The organism is Candidatus Eisenbacteria bacterium (assembly GCA_005893275.1).
Taxonomy (GTDB): domain Bacteria; phylum Eisenbacteria; class RBG-16-71-46; order SZUA-252; family SZUA-252; genus WS-7.
This window is the reverse complement of the sequence record VBOW01000066.1, coordinates 1-20,110: the sequence shown is the minus strand read 5'-3', so window position 1 is coordinate 20,110 and position 20,110 is coordinate 1. Positions and strand designations below refer to the sequence as shown.

Annotated in this window: 18 protein-coding genes and 1 tRNA gene; 18 read left to right on the top strand and 1 reads right to left on the bottom strand. The window is 66.0% G+C overall.

The window, feature by feature from the left end:
• Position 1 precedes the first annotated feature (1 nt).
• Genes E6K76_10765 through E6K76_10740 form a run of 6 tightly spaced genes read left to right on the top strand, consistent with a single transcriptional unit; the run spans position 2 to position 9,402 of the window.
• Complete coding sequence (locus E6K76_10765) at positions 2–1,156, top strand: DegT/DnrJ/EryC1/StrS family aminotransferase (protein TMQ57320.1); 1,155 nt, start codon at positions 2–4, stop codon at positions 1,154–1,156.
• Positions 1,153–3,633 carry a hypothetical protein gene (locus E6K76_10760; GenBank protein TMQ57319.1) on the top strand — a complete coding sequence of 827 codons (2,481 nt, stop codon included), beginning with the start codon at positions 1,153–1,155 and terminating at the stop codon, positions 3,631–3,633. Before E6K76_10765 ends, E6K76_10760 begins: the two co-directional genes overlap by 4 nt.
• The gene (locus E6K76_10755; GenBank protein ID TMQ57318.1) at positions 3,630–6,686 is read left to right on the top strand and encodes a hypothetical protein; all 3,057 of its coding nucleotides are present in this window, start codon (positions 3,630–3,632) and stop codon (positions 6,684–6,686) included. The genes E6K76_10760 and E6K76_10755 overlap by 4 nt, the downstream gene beginning before the upstream one ends.
• Positions 6,686–7,696, top strand: a complete 1,011-nt coding sequence (locus E6K76_10750) for an ATP-binding cassette domain-containing protein (GenBank protein TMQ57335.1) — start codon at positions 6,686–6,688, stop codon at positions 7,694–7,696. Before E6K76_10755 ends, E6K76_10750 begins: the two co-directional genes overlap by 1 nt.
• Positions 7,686–8,531 carry an ABC transporter permease gene (locus E6K76_10745; GenBank protein TMQ57317.1) on the top strand — a complete coding sequence of 282 codons (846 nt, stop codon included), beginning with the start codon at positions 7,686–7,688 and terminating at the stop codon, positions 8,529–8,531. The genes E6K76_10750 and E6K76_10745 overlap by 11 nt, the downstream gene beginning before the upstream one ends.
• Positions 8,532–8,559: 28 nt before the next feature.
• Complete coding sequence (locus E6K76_10740) at positions 8,560–9,402, top strand: ABC transporter permease (GenBank protein ID TMQ57316.1); 843 nt, start codon at positions 8,560–8,562, stop codon at positions 9,400–9,402.
• Between the two features lie 3 nt (positions 9,403–9,405).
• On the opposite strand, the gene E6K76_10735 is transcribed toward E6K76_10740, so the two are convergent.
• Positions 9,406–9,621 carry a hypothetical protein gene (locus E6K76_10735; GenBank protein TMQ57315.1) on the bottom strand — a complete coding sequence of 72 codons (216 nt, stop codon included), beginning with the start codon at positions 9,619–9,621 and terminating at the stop codon, positions 9,406–9,408.
• A gap of 30 nt (positions 9,622–9,651) precedes the next feature.
• Between E6K76_10735 and E6K76_10730 the strand changes: the two genes are divergently transcribed.
• The 12 genes from E6K76_10730 to E6K76_10675 form a co-directional block, all read left to right on the top strand.
• Positions 9,652–10,686 (top strand): PTS sugar transporter subunit IIA, encoded by a 1,035-nt coding sequence (locus E6K76_10730; GenBank protein TMQ57314.1) that lies wholly within the window; start codon positions 9,652–9,654, stop codon positions 10,684–10,686.
• Positions 10,679–11,026 carry a hypothetical protein gene (locus tag E6K76_10725; protein ID TMQ57313.1) on the top strand — a complete coding sequence of 116 codons (348 nt, stop codon included), beginning with the start codon at positions 10,679–10,681 and terminating at the stop codon, positions 11,024–11,026. The genes E6K76_10730 and E6K76_10725 overlap by 8 nt, the downstream gene beginning before the upstream one ends.
• 116 nt (positions 11,027–11,142) lie before the next feature.
• Complete coding sequence (locus E6K76_10720) at positions 11,143–11,553, top strand: hypothetical protein (protein ID TMQ57312.1); 411 nt, start codon at positions 11,143–11,145, stop codon at positions 11,551–11,553.
• A gap of 71 nt (positions 11,554–11,624) precedes the next feature.
• Positions 11,625–12,854, top strand: coding sequence for an aminotransferase class I/II-fold pyridoxal phosphate-dependent enzyme (locus E6K76_10715; GenBank protein TMQ57311.1), 1,230 nt, complete (start codon positions 11,625–11,627; stop codon positions 12,852–12,854).
• A gap of 146 nt (positions 12,855–13,000) precedes the next feature.
• Positions 13,001–13,486: a hypothetical protein gene (locus E6K76_10710; protein ID TMQ57310.1), complete on the top strand. Its 486-nt coding sequence runs from the start codon at positions 13,001–13,003 to the stop codon at positions 13,484–13,486.
• Positions 13,487–13,494: 8 nt separating this feature from the next.
• Positions 13,495–14,184 (top strand): hypothetical protein, encoded by a 690-nt coding sequence (locus E6K76_10705; GenBank protein ID TMQ57309.1) that lies wholly within the window; start codon positions 13,495–13,497, stop codon positions 14,182–14,184.
• Complete coding sequence (locus E6K76_10700; protein TMQ57308.1) at positions 14,181–15,944, top strand: GAF domain-containing protein; 1,764 nt, start codon at positions 14,181–14,183, stop codon at positions 15,942–15,944. The genes E6K76_10705 and E6K76_10700 overlap by 4 nt, the downstream gene beginning before the upstream one ends.
• 415 nt (positions 15,945–16,359) lie before the next feature.
• Positions 16,360–16,443: transfer RNA gene (locus E6K76_10695), tRNA-Leu, on the top strand.
• Complete coding sequence (locus E6K76_10690; GenBank protein ID TMQ57307.1) at positions 16,417–16,707, top strand: hypothetical protein; 291 nt, start codon at positions 16,417–16,419, stop codon at positions 16,705–16,707. Before E6K76_10695 ends, E6K76_10690 begins: the two co-directional genes overlap by 27 nt.
• A gap of 324 nt (positions 16,708–17,031) precedes the next feature.
• Positions 17,032–17,400 (top strand): carboxypeptidase regulatory-like domain-containing protein, encoded by a 369-nt coding sequence (locus E6K76_10685; GenBank protein ID TMQ57306.1) that lies wholly within the window; start codon positions 17,032–17,034, stop codon positions 17,398–17,400.
• Positions 17,401–17,881: 481 nt separating this feature from the next.
• On the top strand, positions 17,882–18,505 hold the full coding sequence (locus E6K76_10680; protein ID TMQ57305.1) for a hypothetical protein: 624 nt from the start codon (positions 17,882–17,884) through the stop codon (positions 18,503–18,505).
• Between the two features lie 231 nt (positions 18,506–18,736).
• The coding region (locus tag E6K76_10675) for a hypothetical protein (GenBank protein TMQ57304.1) at positions 18,737–20,110 on the top strand (1,374 nt) is incomplete at its 3' end.

Genomic DNA, 20,110 nt, shown 5'->3' with positions numbered 1-20,110 from the left:
GATGAGGACGTCTCTGGAACCGCCGGTTCCGCTCCTGGATCTCGGCGCGGTGCACGGTCCGCTGGAGGACGAGCTGACCCGGGATTTCGAGCGGGTGCTTCGGTCCGGTCAATTCATCCTCGGCCCCGAGCACGACGCTTTCGAGACGGAGCTGGCCGTCGCGTGCGGCGTGGAGCACGCGATCGGGATCGCGTCGGGCACCGCCGCGCTCTCGATTGCCCTTCTGGCGCTGGGTCTTGAGCCCGGCGACGAGGTGATCGTTCCCGCCTTCACCTATTTCGCGAGCGCGAGCGCGGTGACATCCATCGGGGCCCGTCCCGTTTTCGTCGATGTCGAACCGGAGCGCATGGGGCTCAATCCGGCTGAGGTCGAGGCCGCGATCACGCCCCGCACGCGCGCGATCATGGCGGTTCATTTGTACGGCCTTTGCTGTGAGCTGGACCCCCTTCTTGAGCTGGCGGCCCGGCACTCGATCCCGCTGCTGGAGGACGCGGCTCAGGCGATCGGCGCGACCGACCGGGGCCGTCCGGTCGGAACCGCGAGCGCGGGAGCGACGCTGAGCTTTTTCCCGACGAAAAACCTCGGCGGCTTGGGGGACGGCGGCGCGATTCTCACACGGGACTCGGCCTTCGCTTCGCGCGCGAGGCTTCTCCGGGTCCACGGCGACGCGGGTAATTACTCCCATGTAGCCCTGGGAACGAACGCGAGATTGGATGCGCTCCAGGCTGCTTTCCTTCGCACCAAACTGCGCCGGCTCCACGCCTGGACCGAGGCGCGGCGTGCGATCGCGGCGCGATACCGGCAGGGGCTGGCGGGGAGCCCGGTAGGGCTTCCGCCGGAGCTCGAGATCGCGAAGCACACCTATCACCAGTACACGATCCGTGCCCCGATGCGCGACCGGCTGCAAACGCGGCTTCGGGAGCGCGGAATCGCGACCCGGGTCTATTACCCCGGCACGGTGCCCGGACAGCCTTGCTTCGCGCACTTGGGCTACGAGCCCGGCGCCTTTCCCGTTTCGGAGCGTCTTACGCGCGAGGTGCTGTCGCTCCCGATCTATCCCGGCCTCACCATGGAGCAGGTGGATCGCGTCGCGCGCGAGGTACGCTCGTTCTACGCCGGGGCGCCGGCGGCCGAAGGAATCGGAGGCTCCGCATGAGCCGCGGGTTTCGGATTCTTGCGGTTGCGATCAGTTCGCTCCTCGCGGTCCTGGCCATCCTCTTCGCGCTCGCCTGGACCCTCATGCCGCGCGATTGGATCGAGCGCCAGGCGCTGCGGCAAGCTTCCCGGATCCAAGGCGCGGCGGTGCGGTGGAAGCGGATGACCCCCGCTTTCGAAGGGTTGGCGATCGGAATCAAGCTCGAGGGCCTGAGCGTGCGTGTCCCCGACGCGGGGGAGGCGAGAACCGAGGCGCGCGCGAACGCGGTCTTCGTGCGCCTGAGGCTCCTCCCGCTTCTGTTCCAGCGCGTGGAAGTCTCTTCGGCGAAGGTCGACGGCGCGTGGGTCGCGCTCTCCGACCGGGGTCCCCAGCCTTCGGCGGCGGCCGGATCCGCACCGGCGGCCGCATTCGCGGTTCTGGTTCCTCGCCTCGACTTTCACGACATCGACATCAGGACGCGGGACACGCTCGGGAGCGGCATGGAGATCAAGGGGCTCACCGGCCGCATCGAGCTCGCGGGATCCTTGGATGCGCCGGCGGCGATTCGCGTCGCGGCAAAGGCCGAAAGCCTCTACTGGAAGCCGTCGCTGCGCGCGTCCGAGGTAGCGCTGCCTTCGCCGCTCGCACTCAGCGCGTCGCTCGAGGCGAAGGAGGGCGGCGGGGTTCTGCAGCTTACGAACGGATCCCTCGAGCTGGGGGCGCTCAGGAGCGTGCTGCAAGGGTCGGTTCGGGTTCCCGGGAAGAACCCGGGGGGCGGGGGCGGCGAGCTCGACCTCAGGATTCTGGGAAAGCCCCAGAAGGTGAATTCCGGCGATCGCGCCTGGAGGGCGCTCGCCTCCCATCTGCCGGCGAAATGGAACGGGACCCTGTCCTGGAATATTCGCGCGAGCGGGCACGCTCCGGAGATCGTGACCGACGGTGCCCTGACGGTGAGCGGCCTCTCGGTGAGCGCGAAGGATAATTCGTTCCTGATCGATCAGGTCCGCGCCGGCTGGACCAGCCGCGCCGACCGCACCTTCGTGGCGAAAGCCGCCGGCGGCGGCTCGGGCATCGCTCTTTCGCTCCAGGCCGAGGGTTCGCTTGCGCCCGGCGGGGCCACGAGCGGCGTCCTCGTCGTCCGCGCTCCCGCCGCCCGGCTGAACGGTCTCCTGCCGAACACGCCGACGTGGCGCGCGGGAAACCTCGAATGCCGTGCCTCGTTCGAGCTCAGGCCGCCCGCGAAGCCCGCGGTGCGCTGGGTCGTCCGGGGGCGGGGAATCGACGGGACCATGCAGGGGCTCGCGCATCCGGTGGGTGGTCTCGAGTTCGACGTCGAGGGCTCCGACGCCGGAGCGCAGGTCCGATCGCTCCGGGCGAGAGTCGGCTCGTCGACGGTGAGCGTGGCCGGCACCGTGGTCCGTGGCAAACCGCTCAGCTCCGGTACGTTTCGGATCGCGCTCGACCGTTTCCTGGCCAACGAATGGGCCCCGCCGGCGGGGGCTAAGGCTCCCGACAAGGTGGCGATGCCGCCCCCCACGAATCTTCCGGTGCCGCTCGGGGCCTTCAGCGGCACCGTCGAGATCGGGGAAGCGCGCTCCGGCGGGATGCGGGTCACGAACCTCTCCGCGCCGGTCCGATTCGACGGCGCCGATCTCGTCGCATCTCCCATCCGGGGCGGGATCGGCTCGGGCACGATCGAAGGCTCGCTGACCCTTCGGTCCCTGTTCGGGAGCCCCAGCTACTCGCTCCATCTTGACGTCAAGCGCGCCCCGGTGGAGCAGGTGGCGGCGGGGACCATTCCGTTCGCGTCGGCGGCGACCGGATTCCTGACCGGGGCCTTGGATTTGAGCGGGAAGGGATTCCCCAGCGCCTTGCCGAACGAGTCGTTGCAGGGTTTGTTGAAGGGGACGCTCGAAGATGGGAAGCTCGAGCTTTCGCCGACCGTGATCGCCGTGGCCCGCGCCCTCGGGCTCTCCGAACGGAGGGAGGTTCCCGTGAAGCGGGAAACCCACGTCGTGCGAATCCTCGGGAACAAGCTCGTGATCGACCAGGCGCGCGGCGATTTGGGAGAGGACAAGGCTGAGCTGAACGGTTCGGTCGGGCTCGATCACATCCTCGATCTCAACCTGCTTCTCCGCCTGGCCCCCAACCGGATCCAGGGAAACACCGCGCTCGCCCAGTTCGCGCAGCAGGCGCGGGACGCCGACGGGCGGCTTCCGGTCACGGTCAAGATCACGGGGCCGGATCGGGCGCCGAACATTTCCATCCTCGCGGGAAAGACGCTGCAGGTGGCCGCGAAGCAGCTCGGGCGCCAGGTCGTGACGGAGCTGGTACGAAATCTCGCCCGCACACCGGATTCACTAGGGAAGCTGGATTCCGCCTCGGCCGCCGACTCGGTGCGCGGCAAGCAAGCATCCCGCGCGGGCCGAGCCGACTCGGCCGCAACCGACCCACTCAAGAAAGCCGCCGATGCCCTGAAACAGATCTTTCGAAAGTGATTCCTGCCCGGGTTTTTCTCAGCGCTTCCTTCGCGTTCGTCCTTCTTCTCGGACCGACCGTGGCGCGAGGGGAGCACACCCCCGGAATCCCGGGTTGGCAGCAGGACGTACACTACCGGATGTCGGTCTCCTACACGCCCCAGACGTTCGAGATCGCCGGGCAGGAGACGCTCGCGTACTGGAACCTGTCGCCAGATTCCCTCACCGAGCTTTACTTCCACCTCTACCTGAACGCCTATCGGCCGGAATCGAACATGGCCCGCCACGACGCCTCGGAGGAGGACTGGCGGATCCAAAACCTCCCGGCCAAGCGCCGGGGAGGCGAATGGATCGAGGGAGCGACAATCTTGTCAGGGGATTCGCTCCGCGTTTTCGTGGACGACACGATCGCGCGGATCCCGCTCCCCGAGGTGCTCGCGCCCGGCGAGAGCGTGATCGTGTGTCTGAGCTTTCGATCCAGGATCCCGGACGTGCCGGAGCGCATGGGCCGATCGGGCAAGGGCGTGTTCGCGGCCCAGTGGTACCCCAAGGTATGCGTATACGACCGGTTCGGCTGGCACCGGGAGCAGCACCTGGGCTCTGAGTTCTACGGTGACTTCGGGTCCTTCGACGTGCGCATCGCCCTCCCGGGGAACTTCATGCTCGCGCACACGGGGACACTCATGAACCCCGCGGAGGTGTTTCCGGACTCGATTCTCCTGCGACTGGCCGCGCCCGGGGACAGCGCGATCACGGTCTGGGATCGGAGCGGGTTCAAGGCGCCCTCCGACTCGACCGCGAAGCGGGCGCTCGAAATGCCGCGCACGTGGGTGATCCACGCCGACTCGGTGCATGATTTCGCCTGGGCGTGCGAGGAGAAATGGATCTGGCGCCGCGCGAGGTGGAACGGGATCGAGATCCACACGTATCACCGCGCCACGGATTCGGAGCGTTGGAACGACGCGGCGCGCGAGGGGGCGAGGATGATGGAGGCCTTGACCCGGCGCATGGGCCCGTACCCTTACCCCCGCTTCTCGATCGTGGAGGAGCCGATCGGGGCGGGCGGGGTCGAGTTCCCGAACATCGTATGGATCTCGCCGCGTTATCGGAGCGACGGAACGCGCCGATTGGAGTCGGTGATCGCCCATGAGATGGCCCACAACTGGTTCTACGGGATGGTGGGGAACAACGAGACGGCCGAGGCGTTTCTGGACGAGGGGCTCACGAGCTACACCGAGACGGCGCTCATGGAGATGCTCTACGGCCGGAAGGGGAATCTCACCCTTCCGAATCGACGACCCCGCTGGCTCTACCCGATCGACAATTCGCGAAGAAGCGCGTGGCGAAATTATCTCGAGTTTCAGGCGCGCGGGATCGAGGAGCCGGTGGACACCCATTCCGACCGCTTCAAGAATCCGGCCGCGTACTACCCTTCCGTTTATCACAAGACCAACACCGGCCTCTGGGCCCTTCGGTCCATGGCGGGGGAGCTGCGCTTCGACGACGCGCTTCGCCAGTACGTTGCAACCTGGCGCTTCCACCATCCGTATGCCGACGACTTCTTCGGGTTCCTGAACCGCGCCCTCGGCGAATCCTACGACTGGTTTTTCGACGGATGGTTCCTGAGGACCGATTGCATCGATGTGAGATTGAGGGGACTTCGCTCCTTTCCGCTCGATCCGCCTCGCGCCGGAGGGGCGGTGGCGGCCGCGGGAGACATCCCCGATGCCTACCGGGTGGAGCTCGCGCTTGTTTCGCGCGGCGGGATCGACCCGCCGGTCCCGGTCGCGTTCCGCGACAAGGAAGGACACAAGGCGATGCGCACGGTGCCCCGGGGAGCGTTTCTCTCGGCGGCGGGAGACGCGGTCTACCGCACCACGCTGCCCTTCGCTCCGCGCGAGGCCGAGCTGGATCCCGATCTCACGCTGCCGGACATCGACCGGAGCGACAACGGCACGAGCCGGTGGCCGCGGCTTCAGCCGATGCTCGACAACTGGCGGTCTTCGCCACTCCCGCTCGACCGAACCCTTCTCCTCTGGCGTCCGGACGCTTGGTATCAAACGCATGACGGCGCCGAGATCGGAGTCGCCTTCGACGCGAGCACCGTGCGATGGAGGCACGCCCTGAAGGGCCTTCTCGGGCTGGGTATGCGCGAGCCCAGGCCCTTCTTCGATCTCGAAGGGCGCCTGCGCTCTCTCGCCGCCGACCCGCGCGCGATCGCGCGGGCGCGCGCCTACGAGCTGGACGGGCATCGGGGTATCCGGGCCTCGCTCGCCAAGGATCTCGGCTCCAAGGTCGAGCGAGGGTTCCGCTGGAACCTCAGCGTCGGTCTGGACTACGACCGGCTCCGTGATCGCGACGCGCCGAGGCGCCCCGAGGAATGGTCCCCGGGCGGTTTCGCAAATCTGGAGTGCGTCCTTTCTTCCTCGCGAAAGTACCGCTATGCGCGCTGGACGGGCTCCGTGCGCTTCCGCGCGGACGTTCTCACCGAGCTGGCGTCGTACGGATCGGTCTACGCCGTGACGACGGCCGACGTGAGCGCGATTCCCAAGGTCCCACTCCTGTTCCGCGCGGCCTACGGCCGCGTGGGAGGCGGGCGTGTTCCACCGGAGGAGCGATTCTATCTCGCGGGGGCCGGTCCTCGCGGAGAATGGAACAGCCGTTGGTTCCGATCGCGCGGCACGGTTCCCACCCGCTGGGTGGCCGCGCTCGGGGGCGACGGAAACGTCCGCGGCTTCGCGGATGCGAGGCCTTCCGGTCGGAACCTTGTGGCCCTGAACGTGGAATCGCGCTCAAGCCGATTGCTGCCGGATTGGATTCCGGCCGTCCCCAAGCTCCGTCTTCCCGTGCTCGATCCGCGTTCGTCGCTCTTCGCGGACGTCGGGAACGTGAGCGAGGACGGCGATCTCTTCTCGAACCTGGCGGCCGATTTCGGTCTCGGGGTTCGTACCCGGCCGTTGATCCGAAATCATCTGACCCTGCGGGTGGACATGCCGTTTTTCCGGACGCCTCCAGAACCGGGTGAAAGCCGGTGGAGGGTTCGCGGCGTTTTCTCGGTTGGGGAGGCGTTCTGATCGGTTCCACCGCAGCCCTTGAGACACAGGCTCTCACCCGGGTCTTCAAGGCCCGCCGCAGAGCGGGGGAAGTGCGCGCGCTCCAGGGAATCGACCTCACGGTGCATCGCGGGGAATGCTTCGGCCTCCTCGGCCCGAACGGCGCGGGGAAGAGCACCCTCATCAAGATTCTGACGACGCTTCTTCTGCCGACTTCCGGGCGTGCCTTCGTCGCGGGCTACGACGTCGTCGACGAGCCTTTACAGGTAAGGGGCAGGATCAATCTCGTGTCGGGGGGCGATAGCTCCGGCTACGGGATCCTCACGGTGCGCGAGACGTTGCATCTTTTCTCCCAGTTCTACGGCGTCCCGGTGCCGCTCGCGCGGCGTCGGGCCGAAGAGCTCATGCAGGTGACCGGGCTCTCGGAGAAGGCGGACGCTCGGCTCTCGGGGCTCTCGACGGGGATGCGCCAAAAGCTCAATTTCGCGCGCGGATTCATGAGCGACCCGGAAATCATCTTCCTCGATGAGCCGACGCTGGGCTTGGATGTCGAGGCGTCCCGGGACATCCGCGGCTTCATCGCCCGCTGGGTCCGCGAGCGGCCGGAGCGAACCGTGCTTCTGACGACCCACTATATGATGGAGGCGGATGAGCTCTGCGGCCGCGTCGCGATCATCGATCACGGGAGGATCCTCGCCCTGGACGCGCCGACGGCCTTGAAGCGCACGCTCCCCGCCGAGCCGGTCTTCGAGCTCCAATTGAGCGCGGCGGGGAAGGATCTGGACGGGCTTCGCGAGATCGTTGGGGTGCGCTCGATCTCGCACCACGCCCACCCCGCGACCGGAGCGGTCGAGCTCAAGGTCGCGGTCGTCGAGGATGATGTGATCGGGGAAGTGCTCGGCCGGCTCAAGGGTCTGGAACGCTCGGTCCTCCACCTGACCAAAATGGAGCCGACGCTCGAGACCGTGTTCATCCATCACGTGGGCCGGGGCTTGACCGACGAGGAGAGCGGCGATCGAAATGAATCGTGACGCCGCCGGAGCGAGCGCCGCGAGGCTGCGACTTCGCATGAACGCCGCCGCGGTCTTTGCCCGCGCGAGCGTGCGCGTGAGGGCCTCGTTCCGCGAGAGCTCGTGGGTCGTGGGGGAAACGCTCTTCCCGTTCCTGGCGATGTCCGCCTTCGTGCTCGTCTATCGCGGGCTCCGGGCGCCGCGGGAGTACGAGGGGTTCGTGGTGCTCGGGGGCGCGATGATCGCGTACTGGAACAACGTGATCTGGGGCATGGCGAGCCAATTCTTCTGGGAGAAGGAGCAGGGGCAGCTTCAGCTCTACCTCATCTCGCCCGTCTCGCGGATGTCGATTCTCCTCGGCATGGCGCTCGGCGGGATCGTGATGACTACGACGCGCGCGGCGGCGATCCTGATCGGGGGCATGCTTCTCTTTCACGTGTCGCTGCCGCTCTCGCGGGCGCTCCCGGCGTTCGGGCTTTTCGTCCTCACGCTCGGGGCCGCGTACAGTCTGGGCATGATCCTGAGCAGCCTCTTCCTGCTTTGGGGAAGGGAAGTCTGGCACACGGCCACGCTCCTGCAAGAACCCGTCTATCTTTTCTCGGGGTTCTACTTTCCGGTGAGCGCGATGGGAATCGCGATCGGGATCGCGGGCTCGATCCTTCCGGTCACGCTGGGGCTGGACGGGATCCGCCAGGTGTTCTACGGCCCGGCGGCGCACGGTCTGCTCCCCCTTGGATGGATCCCGCCGATCCAGATCGCGCTGACCTTGGTGTTCGTCCATTTGGCCCGGGTCTCGCTCCTCGCGATGGAAAACCTCGGGAAGCGGGAAGGTCGGCTCACCTTGAAGGGCGATTGAGCGCCTTCACGCGGGCAGGGAATGTCGGATGAGGCGGCTCGCGCGGGTTCTCCGCACCGCGGCCTGGCTGGGATGGCAGGTCGAGGCGAATTGGGCGGACCCGGTGCTCTTTCTGGCCTACGCGATCGCCAAGCCGCTTGCGACGACGCTGATCCTCTTTTTCATGGTGAAGGTCGTTTCCCAGGGACACGCGACCGGCGAAACCTTCCAATTCATCTTCATCGGAAACACGTTCTTCCTTTATGTGACGGAGGTCCTGATCGGAATCTCCTGGACGGTATTCCGGGACCGGGAAGACTACGAAACGCTCAAGTACATCTACGTCGCGCCGGTCCGGCTGCTTCCGTATCTCATGGGGCGCGCCTTCACGAGGGTGGCGACCGCCTCGGTGGGCGTGCTCGCCGCGCTTCTCTTCGGGCGGGTCGTCCTGGGTCTTTCGATCGGCTCTCCCGGAACGAACTGGCTCCTTCTGTCGGCCGCGGTGCTCCTGGGTCTCGTGGGTGTGCTCTGGCTGGGAATCATCCTCGCCGGAATCTCGCTCGTCGTGGCGCGGCACAGCATGAATCTCAACGAGGGCCTGAGCGGACTCTTCTTCCTGCTCTGCGGGGCGGTGTTTCCGCTGGACGTCCTGCCGCGCTGGGCCCTCGCGATTTCGCTCGCCCTCCCGTTTACCTATTGGCTCGAGCTCTTGCGCCGGATGCTCACCGGCCGGGGTTTCGCGCGAAGTCTGGCTATGCTGAGCGACGGGGACCTCTGGCGGATCATCGCCGGAGCGACGCTGGGGCTCTGTGTTGCGGCGATCCTATGGTTCGGATGGTGCGAGCGGTACGCGCGAGACCGCGGCCTGATCGATTGGAAGACGAACTACTAGGGGCTACGTGCGCGCCGTGCGGTTCTTGCGCCCGCCGCGGAGCGCCTTCCCCAGAACGATGTTGATGGGGTGGCTGCGGGGCAGGATGGGGACGACCGGGGGCTTGCGCACGCCCAGCTTCCTCAGACAGTCGCTCGAAGCTTCGAAGTTGGGATTCCACGAGAGCGCCTGGTTGAATGCCTTGACGGCGTCGGCCCGGCGGTTCGCGAGGAGAAACACCTCGCCCAGGTTGTGGTAGTGCTCGGGACGATGGTATTCCGACTCGATGGCCCGGCGGCAGAGCTGCTCGGCATCGCTGAATTTCCGGTCGGCGTGCGCGACGGCGAGACCGAGAAAGCTCAAGTACCCTTTTGCCGCGGGCTCCAGCACGATCGCTTCCTGGAAATGGTTCAAGGCGTCGCGGTACCGGCACGCGTAGAGCATGCGAACGCCGGCCAGGAAATGCTCGTGACCGATCGCGCCCGTGACCGCGAGTTGATGCTGCCTTCTTTGTCTTGCTGTGGACACTTCTGGATCCTCCTCTGCTATCTCCCAATGGGACTAAGGCAAGCAGCGTGCCGAGGGTGGCGTAGTGCAATTTCCGAGGCGGGGCGCGGGAGTTCCACGCTCCGCCGCATGAACTTACGAGAGAAACGGCCAATCTCTTGCCGCGTGCGGCCCAAAACCTTCGTGCGATCCGCCCGCCCGCACGAACAAACTTGCGAGAAACCCTTAGGTTGTGTAGCGTTGATGATCGGGGTAACAGCCGATGCTACGAACTCCAAAGTAGATTCCCAGGAGGCAATGCCTACCGCGCCATTCGCTGACCGCAAGACCGGTGCGCATCTCGAATTACATCTACGTCCGACTCTCTTTATTCCGGAGCTGAAGAGCAGAAAGAAATTCCCGGCCCTCGAGGAAATGGTCGCCCACCTGGCCGAGCAGAAAGTGGCGCGCCAGGCCGGTGCGGTCCTCGAGGTCTTGCGCCAGCGGGAAGCCCTGGGCAGCACAGGCATCGGGAAGGGGATCGCGATACCCCACGGCCGCTCCACGATGGTCGCCGAACGCGCGGTCCTGTTGGCTCGATCGACGCGAGGCATCGAGTTCGACGCGACGGATGGAAACCCGGTGCACCTATGCTTCCTCATCGTTGCGCCTCCGACAGAGCACGATCCCGTCTATCTGCAGCTCCTGGCGGAAATCGTCAAGTCCGTCCGCTTGGCCCGACCGCGTCAGCGACTCCTCGAGGCGTCCAACTTCGATAGGATCCGGACCATTCTCCTGGGACAGCTCGCCCATGAATGATCAGCTTCAGGCGCTGGTCGCGCTCCAAGACTTGGACCTCCTGATCCGGGAGGCCAAGGATCCGGAGCGGGCGACCCAGGAGGAGGAGCTGGGGTTCCCGCTCGGAGGGGTGGATAAGCTCGAGCGGACCCGCGAGCGGCTCGCGAAGCAGATCGACGACCGGCTCCTGCAGCTCTACGAGCGCATGAGCCGCCGGTACGATCGGGTGGTGGTCCGCGTCGAAGGCAGCGTCTGCCTCGGCTGCTTCATGGGGCTCCCGACCGCCGCGACTCGCCGGGTTTCCGACTCCAGAAGGGTAGAAAACTGCGAGAATTGCGGCCGGATCCTCTACCGAATCTAGAACTCCGGTCCCCCTTCGAAACGCCCGCCGTTTGCGGTATAATGAAGCTCAGAATGGTGCCGGTGCCGTGCCGTTCGGCCGCCCCACCGGGCCTCCCATCCCGAGGTACACGCGCCATGCCACGACGCCTCGCCCTGCTTCTCGGCGCCGCCGCGCTTCTCTCGATCGGGCTGCCGTCCGCTCGAGCGCGCGCAGAAATGACCATGTTCCTGGGCCCCACCCGGATCCTCTTCGTCGACGCCGATTCCGTGCTCCTTCTCGCGACGAAGGAGTGGCTGTCGGCGAACGTGCGCCATCAGGAGAAGCTCCTGCGGCACTCGATTCGCATGGCCTATTGGGCGTCGCATATTCCTCCGGACATGAGAATGGTGTTCGACGCTCTCGGCTATCCCACGAGCCGCGTCCTTCTGACGCCGGTGGGCCATACGGAGGAATGGTGGTACTACGGTCCGCTGAACCCGCCGCTCCGATTCCGGGACGCCGTGCTGATCGACACCGATCGGTTCGAGGCGCTCCTCGGGCGTTAGCCCGGTTGTGAGGCTCGCCCGCCCGGCGTCCCTCCGGCGAGGGCGAACCGTCTTGCCCGTCGTCTCCACGGATGCTAGATTCGCGGGTGGTCCTCACCGGGGGAGGGTTCTTGCCGAGCCGTGACGCCGCGGGTCCATCCACACGCTCTGTGCATGCCGGCCGCGCTCGCGATCCCGAGTCCGGCCACATCGTCACACCGATCCACCTAAGCTCCACTTATTTTTCCCGCAGCACCCGCGAGCTCGTCGAATATCTGGAAGGCCGCCGTTCGGCGAATTTCTACTCGCGCTATTCCAACCCCACCGTCGAGGCCGCCGAGGAGAAGATCGCGGCGCTGGAAGGCGGCGAACGCGCCCTCTGCTTCGGCTCCGGCATGGCCGCCATCTCCTCGCTCCTCCTGTCGCAGCTTCGCCACGGCGATAACGTCGTCGCGACGCGCGAGCTTTACGGAGGCACGTTCGAGTTTCTGGAGCGGATGCTTCCGCGATGGGGGATTTCGGTCACCTTCGTGAAGCCGGGCGACGTGAAGGGCCTGGAAGCCGCCGTGGGTCCGATGACCCGGCTGATCTACACCGAGACGCCGACCAACCCGAAGCTCACGATCGTGGACATCGGGGCGGTGGCCGAGGCCGCGCGTCGGAACAGAATCCCGTGCGCGATCGATAACACCTTCGCGTCCCCGATCAACCAGCGTCCGATCGGATTCGGATTCGACTTCGTGATCCATTCCGCGACCAAGTACCTGGGGGGGCACTGCGACCTGGTCGGCGGAGCGGTCGTCGGGCCGCGGGAACGCCTGCGCGAGGTGTGGCTCCATCGAAAGCTCCTTGGAGGCATCATGGATCCGCATTCGGCGTATCTGCTCGAGCGCGGGATCAAGACGCTGGCGCTGCGGATGGAGCGCCACAACAAGAACGCCCTCGAGATCGCCAAGCACCTCGCGGGACATCCCAGGGTCCGGCGCGTGTTCTATCCGGGTCTCCCGGACCATCCGGGGCACGAGATCGCGAAGCGCCAGATGTCCGGGTTCGGAGGCGTCCTCGCGTTCGAGGTGGACGGGACGAAGGAAGAAACGATCCGCTTCGTGGAGGCATTGGAGCTGGCGTATCTCGCGCCGAGCTTGGGCGGCGTGGAAACGCTGGTCAGCCAACCCTCGATGACCTCCCACTACTTCCTCGCGCCGGAGGAACGCGCGGCGCAGGGAATCTCCGACTCCCTCGTTCGCGTCGCCTTGGGGATCGAGGACGCGCCCGACCTCATTCGAGACCTGGACCGGGCCCTGGAGACATCCTCGTCCTGATCCCGGTTCGTTCTTCCGGCGCGGCCAACCTGGAAAGCCCTCGCCCGATCCACTATGCTCACGATAGTCTCGGCGGCTCCGGCACGCTCGGGCCGCGCGCTGTGTTCGCGCTCTCAAGCCACGGCACGATAGGGGGAATCTCGGAATTGACGCGCAGAGCTCTTTTCGCGGGGATCGCGGCAGCGATCTGTCTCTCGGCGGGCACAGCCTTCGCCGCGTCCCCCTTCCATTCGTCGCGGGCCACGGCCGCTCCGTCGAGCTTGCTCGCGCTGACCGACTACTCGATGCAACCCCCGGGAGAGGTGCCGGAAGGGGGCGACCAGGGGAAAGACAGCACCGATGTTGAGCCCAGAATTCCCGAGCCCCAAGTGAGTCCGGCGGGACAGGACACCGTTCCCCAGCAGATTCATCTCCCCGCGTGGGCATCTCCGGACTCGACCGGGCGCGGCTCTCGACCTGCGTTCGGGGACACAATCGGGGCGCAGTCCGTGGGGCTGCCTTTTCCAGCGTCGGGAGGAGCGGCCAAGCCAGGCGCGAAGCCGAGGCGCGGCGTGTTCGGGCTCCATCCAGCCGCGCTTCTGGTCGGCATGATCGCGCTCCACATCTTCGTCGTGGGCCTCGTCTCCAAGTGAGCGCGGCCATGCGACCGCTCCATGCCGCGCACGGGGGGCAGGGGCTTCGCGTCCGTTGGCACCCGCCCGATTTTCCCCTGCGGGAGGCGGCCGAGGGGGTGCTGCGCGAGTCGATTCACGAGCTGGGCCTTTCCGATGTGGTGCGCGATGTCCACGTGCACGTGGACCTGCGGAATCGGGACGACCACGCCTACATCGAATGGAACACGCACGATCATCGCGCGGTGCGGCTCTCCTTCGCGCTCGGCAACTTCGTCACCCCCGCGCGCCGGCGCGCGTGGACGCGGACCTGGGGGCGGCGGGCGGGGGTGCCTCCGGTCGAGCCCCGCCAGTTCTCGCGCAAGTGCTTCGCCGAGGCGTGCCTCCACGAGCTCTATCACCTGCGCGACGATCACGAGGCCGGCGTCGACCTGGCGGCGCACCCGGAAGAGGACCGTGAGGCCCTGAACGAGCTCTGGAACGTGTGGATCGACGGCCGCCTCAACCGCCGTGGGCTGCCCGCGATGACGCGCGGCGAGCGGCGGCGCGTTTTCGTCAGGACCCTCAGCCACTATCCACGCTTCACCCGCCGCGGAGAGCGCATCTTCAACGCCCTCTGGACCGCGGACCACTTGGGTCCCAAAGAGCTTCGGGCTTTTCTCGCCGAGATCCAGAGCCCCCACGACACGGGCAGGCGAGCGAAGCGCCGCGGCCGATGAACGAGCCCATCACACTCGCCGCGCGCGCCACGAGCCAGGAAGAGCGGCTCCAGTTTCTCGTTCGCGCTTCGCGCGAGCTGGCGCTCCTGAAGCGGGACGAGCTGGCGCGCAAGGCGCGCGATCTTCTGTTGCGCGCGAGCGGGTTCTCGGAGCTCTCGCTCTGGGTTCTCGATCCGAGGTCGGAGGTCCTCTATCCGTGGACCCTCTGCAACACCCCGGTCCTGGGCCGCCGGCCGCGGCTCAGCGTGGGACAGGGGGTCGCGGGTCAGGCCTGCGCGGAGGAGATTCCGGCCTTCTACCCGACTCTGTCCGAGGCGCAGTACATTCCGGAGGAATGGGGCGGCCGGCAGCGTTCGATGATCCAGGGTGTCCTGACGCTTCCGCTGAGGCGCGCCGGCGAACCGCTCGGCGTCGTCGTCCTCACGAAGCTCGACTCGACGCGCCCTCCCGAGGAGGACCTCTCCTTCCTGCGCGAGCTTTCGATCCAGCTTGCGATCGCGGTGGGGAACTCGCGCATCTACGCCGAGGCGACGCGCGAGAAGGTGCAGAACCATCTCCTCCTCGAGCTCGGCACCAAGATTTCGGTCAGCCTCGACACGGGGCAGCTCCTGGAGCAAATCCTGGATCTGGTCTTCCAGGTCGTTCGCTACGACGCGGCTGGAATCTATCTCGTGGACAAGAAGACGCAGTGGATCAACCAGCAGGCGATCCGCGGCTACGATCCGAATCGCGAGGACGCGGTGCGGCTCAAGGTGGGCCGAGGGCTCATCGGGTGGGTCGCGAAGACCGGGCGTTCCGTGATCGTGCCGGACGTTCTGCGCGACGAACGGTACGTGAACGCGAGGGCCCAGACCCGCTCCGAGATGGTCGCGCCGCTTCGGGTGGGCTCGGAGGTGATCGGCGCGTTCAACCTGGAATCGGACGAGCCGGACGCCTATGAGCCAGAAGACCTGGAGCTCCTGATGACCTTCGCGAGCCAAGCGGCGGTGGCGATCGAGCGCACCCGGCTCCACGCGGAGGTATTGGAGACCCGGAGGCTCGAGGAAGAGCTGTCGATCGGTCAGAGGATCCAGCGGACCTTTCTTCCCGAGCGCGACCCCAAGGTGGCGAACTTCGACATCGCGGGCGCCAATTATTCGTCGGGTTTGGTGGGCGGGGATTACTACGACTACGTGCGGATCACCGAGGGACATCTGGGAATCGTGGTCGCCGATGTTTCGGGGAAGGGGATTCCGGCGGCGCTCATCATGGCGGCCTTCCGCGCGTCGCTCATCGCGGAGGTCCGGAACAACTACGCGATCCGCACGGTCTTCTCCAAGGTGAACAAGCTCCTCTGGGAAAGCGTCGAGGTGGAGCGTTTCGTGACCGCGATCTATGGCGTGCTCGACATCAACGCGCGCCGGTTCACGTACGTGAACGCGGGGCATAACCCCGGGCTCCTGTACCGGGCGGCGACGGACTCGTTCGAAAGTCTGGACTCAACCGGTCCCCTGTTGGGGACGCTCGAGAACGCGACCTTCAAGGAGAAGCAGGCCGAGATCGGACGCGGCGACATCCTCGCCCTCTACACGGACGGAATCACCGAATCCATGAACGACGTCCAGGAGCTCTTCGGGGATGACCGTTTGAAGGACGTGATCCGTTCGAGAAAAGAGCGATCCGCGGCCGAAATCGTGCGGGGGGTCCGCGAGACGGTGGGGGCCTTCAGCGGCGGGGAGCCGGACGATGATTTGACCCTGGTGGCGGTCAAGGGGGTGTAGGCGGGCCCGCGGGTCGGGGGCGGGTTGGGCCGAAGCGGGCGGGGCCGGAGCCTGGGCCGGGCAAAAATTATGGTGGCGGAGCTTTCGCCCCGCCACCCGATTTGCGGAAGTTCCCCGCGGAAACCGTGCCTTGAAAGCTTGCGTTAAGGCCTTGGGCAACCCACCGGCGAACGCCGGGTCAAGCCCTCAGGTAACGCGAATCACAGGGAACTTCACAACCCTGTTTGCCGTACCCTTTAGACGCCGCGATTGGTAAAAAGTTCCGTATGACTTCGCAGGTCTCAAATCACGCGAAGTATTATACATAACTTGTTGTACATTTGTCAATTAGAAAGATTGAGCGCTCCCGACGGCGGGGTCGCGTTGACCGGGCGTCGTTCGCTCTGATAGCTTTCAGAATTGCAATAGATTGGGCGCCGGAGTGGTGGAACTGGCAGACGCGCCGGACTCAAAATCCGGTCCACGCAAGTGGGTGGGGGTTCAAGTCCCCCCTCCGGCACTTACACTTCTCCCCATCGACCAGACCGGGGCCAATCTCTTCTTTCAGCTCATCAGCCGCCGATACGAGAAGGGGCCCATGATCCTGACCTCGAATCAAAGCTTCGGCTCCTGGGGCGAAATATTCGGCGACCGGGTGATCGCCACGGCGATCCTCGATCGGATCCTCCACCACGCCATCACAGTGAACATCCGGGGCAACTCGTACCGACTGAAGGACCGGCTCAAGGCGGGACTATTCCAGCCCGCCGAGGCCACGACCTAAACCCAGGGTGGGGAAAATTCAGTGACCGCGGGTGGGGAAAATTGGATGACCGTTGACACCCGGTGATCGCTATTGAGCCGCACCCCGCGATCCGAAACCTGAAATCCAGTGCCGCAGAATTTCGCGAGAGGTGGGGACATCCCCCGGCACCCGGTATTTGGGTACCCCCGTCGCGGAGGATGTGTTTTACTCGCGCTTATCTTCGATCTGATTTTTCAAACTAGCGCTGGTAGGCTGTAGCAGTGAGCCAAAGACCAAAGCCCCGGGGCTGCCCCCCCGCCGTTACCTGAGTCCCTTGAGCCGGCCCAGAGGAAGAACCGGATCATGAAGCTCTTGAACTGCGCGCTGGTCGCGCTTGCCCTCTCCGGCACAGGCTGCGGGTCCCAGTCGTCCCTGTCACCCCAGGTGCTGCAGGTTTCCGGGACCGTCCGTCTATCGGACGGCACTGCTGTGGGGGGCGCGGAGGTCTGGGTAGACGACGGCTCCAACACTCGCTCCAGCACTCTATCCGACCCCGCAGGCCGTTTCAAAATCGTCGTGCCCGCAAATGGAGGCATCATCACCCTCCGCGCATCGGAAGTACCCCCCGCTGGAGTCTTCTCCGTTGGGACCATTTCTGGCATGGTGCGCGTCGGAGGGAACCCCGGCCGGATAACGATAGACATCGTGCTCGACCGCTTCGATCCCATCTGACGCGATCCCCGCTGGCTGCGGTCCGGGGCGCGCTCTCACGGGGCACCATATCCTCTCGTCCGCTCCTGAGCCTCATCGGTCCGACGTAAGGGACTACGTAGACCTCTGGACGGGGCTTGCAGCGGAACTCCGCTATGCCCTTGGCAAATCGCAGGCGACTACTGTGCCCGGACTGTGACCAGACCATCTAGCGGGAACGTTCGGAACCGTTTGCGATCGTTCGGAAGTCGGTCGCGGATCGTGGCCGATAGCAGACGGTTACGCCCGATCGCGCATGATAGTCTCGACCCGTAGGTACAACTCAAAATCCGGTGGAGCTCAAACTCCGTGGGGGTTCAAGTCCCCCCTCCGGCACCATGTCTTCAGTCGGCCAGGCCAGGCTAGTCCGCGCCGCCCGCCACGACCACGGCTTCGTGGCCCGTCAGCGATGGTGATAGAATCGCGGGCGAGCCACCCCACAGGCACAGAGGCCCAGCCAACGATGACACGCTCCGGACAGCCCGGCCAAGTCCCGCAGTGCCCCGGCCGGTATGCGCCAAGGGTCTCCGCATCGGTCGCGCTCACGCTCGCGATCGCTCTCTGCTCGGCGCTCCTCGTGGGATGCGCTAAGAAGGACAAGATCGTAGGCCCTGGGGAAAGGTTCTTCTTATATCCGAAACTCAGCTCGCCCTTCAACGTGCTGGCGGCGCTCGAGACAGCCTACGAGTGCCGGGACAGCGTTGAGTTCAAGCTGCTCTACGACAGCCTCTACGTGGGCAGGACGTTCGACCAGAGGGATCCCGGCAATCCTGGCCAGTACACCTTCAACAAGGCCGACGAAGTCCGCCATGTCGTGGCCCTGGCGCGGCAATTATCAATCACGGAGATCGACCTCACCTATCCACCGGTCCTGACCCGGTTCACCGATCAATCGGACCCCGCGGGATGGGCTACGATTTTCCTTCCGTCCGGGCTTCGACTTAACATTACTGACGGAAGCACCAGCTACTTCATCGCCTCCGACCGCGAAACCATGGAATTCAAATTCATCCCCACCTCACCCGATTCCACGTCTCCAACCGACACAACCTGGAAGATCGTCCGCTGGTCCGAGGTCGCCAACTGAGGTCGAATCCAGCCAGGGACCTTTCTCGGCAACCATGCGCCGGCTCATGCGCCCTGCAACAGGGGGCGTCCGCACCCCATTTCCCAAGCCCGCACTAACCGCGCCCACCTCAAGCTGATCCTCGCGCACCCCCTCCGTGGCCCCTTCCTTGCTCAATTATTGGGCGGGAACACCGTGGCGGTATCTCCACGCGAATCGTGGACGCCGTGTTCAGCCCTTAGGGGGGTTGCCATGCATCGTGCGTTTGCTCGTCTCCTCGCGACTTCGCTTTGTCTCGCGTTCGGTGCAGGTGTCGGCCTCGTCCTTACGCCAGCGCCCCTGGCTGCCGCGCCCACCGCGGCTCCCGTTCTGAACGTACCGGGTCCGCAGACAGTGAACGAAGGGGCGCTTCTGACGTTTTCGATTTCCGCCACCGATGCGGACGGTCAGCCCATTTTCTTCCGGGCCTCCGGGATGCCCGCGGGGGCTACGTTCCGCGACAATCACAACAACACAGGGACCTTCACGTGGACCCCGAATATGTTTCAGGCGGGGACCTACCTGGTCACCTTCACCGCGGACGACACCTTCGGGGGCGTGGATAGAAAATCGGTCCAGATCAGCGTCCTGAACGTCAACAACGCGCCGGTCCTCGACCCGATCGGCGACCGGAGGATCGAGCGAGGAACCTCCGCCGGAATCAACGTCACCGCTTCCGATCCGGACGGAGATGCGCTGGGCTACACGCAGACGGGCTTGCCTTCCTATGGAACCTTCACCGACAACGGCAACGGGAGCGCGTCCATCTGGCTGGCGCCTCCGGCGAACGAGCCGCCGGGCGTGACCTCGATGACGGTGACCGTGTCGGACGGCGGCCTCACCGGTTCCGAAACCTTCTCGATCACAGTCTTCGCGCTCCAGACCGCGAGCCCGCCCGTGCTCTCGCCGATCGGAGACCAAACCGTCGCGGAGGGTGCGGTGGTGACGGTGGGCCTCTCGGCGACCGACGCGGACCAGGACGCGATGACTTGGACGGTGTCGGTGCCTGGCTTCGCCTCGGTCGCTCCGACGGGGAGCGCGCCCGGCTCGGCGACGGCGGATCTCACGCTCGCGCCGGGGTACTGCGCTTCGGGGAGCTACCCCGCGAGCGTCGCGGTGAGCGACGGCGCCCTTTCCGACAACGAGAGCTTCACCGTCAGCGTGACCGACGTGAACCGGACCCCCGCCTGGAGCGTCCCGGGAGGCGGGTACGCGCTCGCGATGGATGAAGGGAGCGCGGCCGATCTCTTGGTCCACGCCTCCGATCCCGATCAGGAGTGCGGCCTGCCGGCGCCGACGCTGGCCTTTCTGGGTTCAGGCGCGCCCCTCTCGCTCACGGTCACCTTCACCGACCAGGGCGGCGGCACGGGGCTTCTCCACGTGGCCGCAAGCTATGACGCAGCGGGCAGCCATACGCTTACTCTGAGGGCGCGCGACGCGCTCGACCCAGCTCGGTCGGTCGACGTCCCGGTTCAGGTCACGGTCAGCGCGGTGAATCGCGCCCCGGTCGCCTCGGCGGGCGGGCCGTACTCGGGCCTCGTGGGGATGTCGGTCGCGATGAGCGCTTCCGGTTCCTCCGACCCCGAC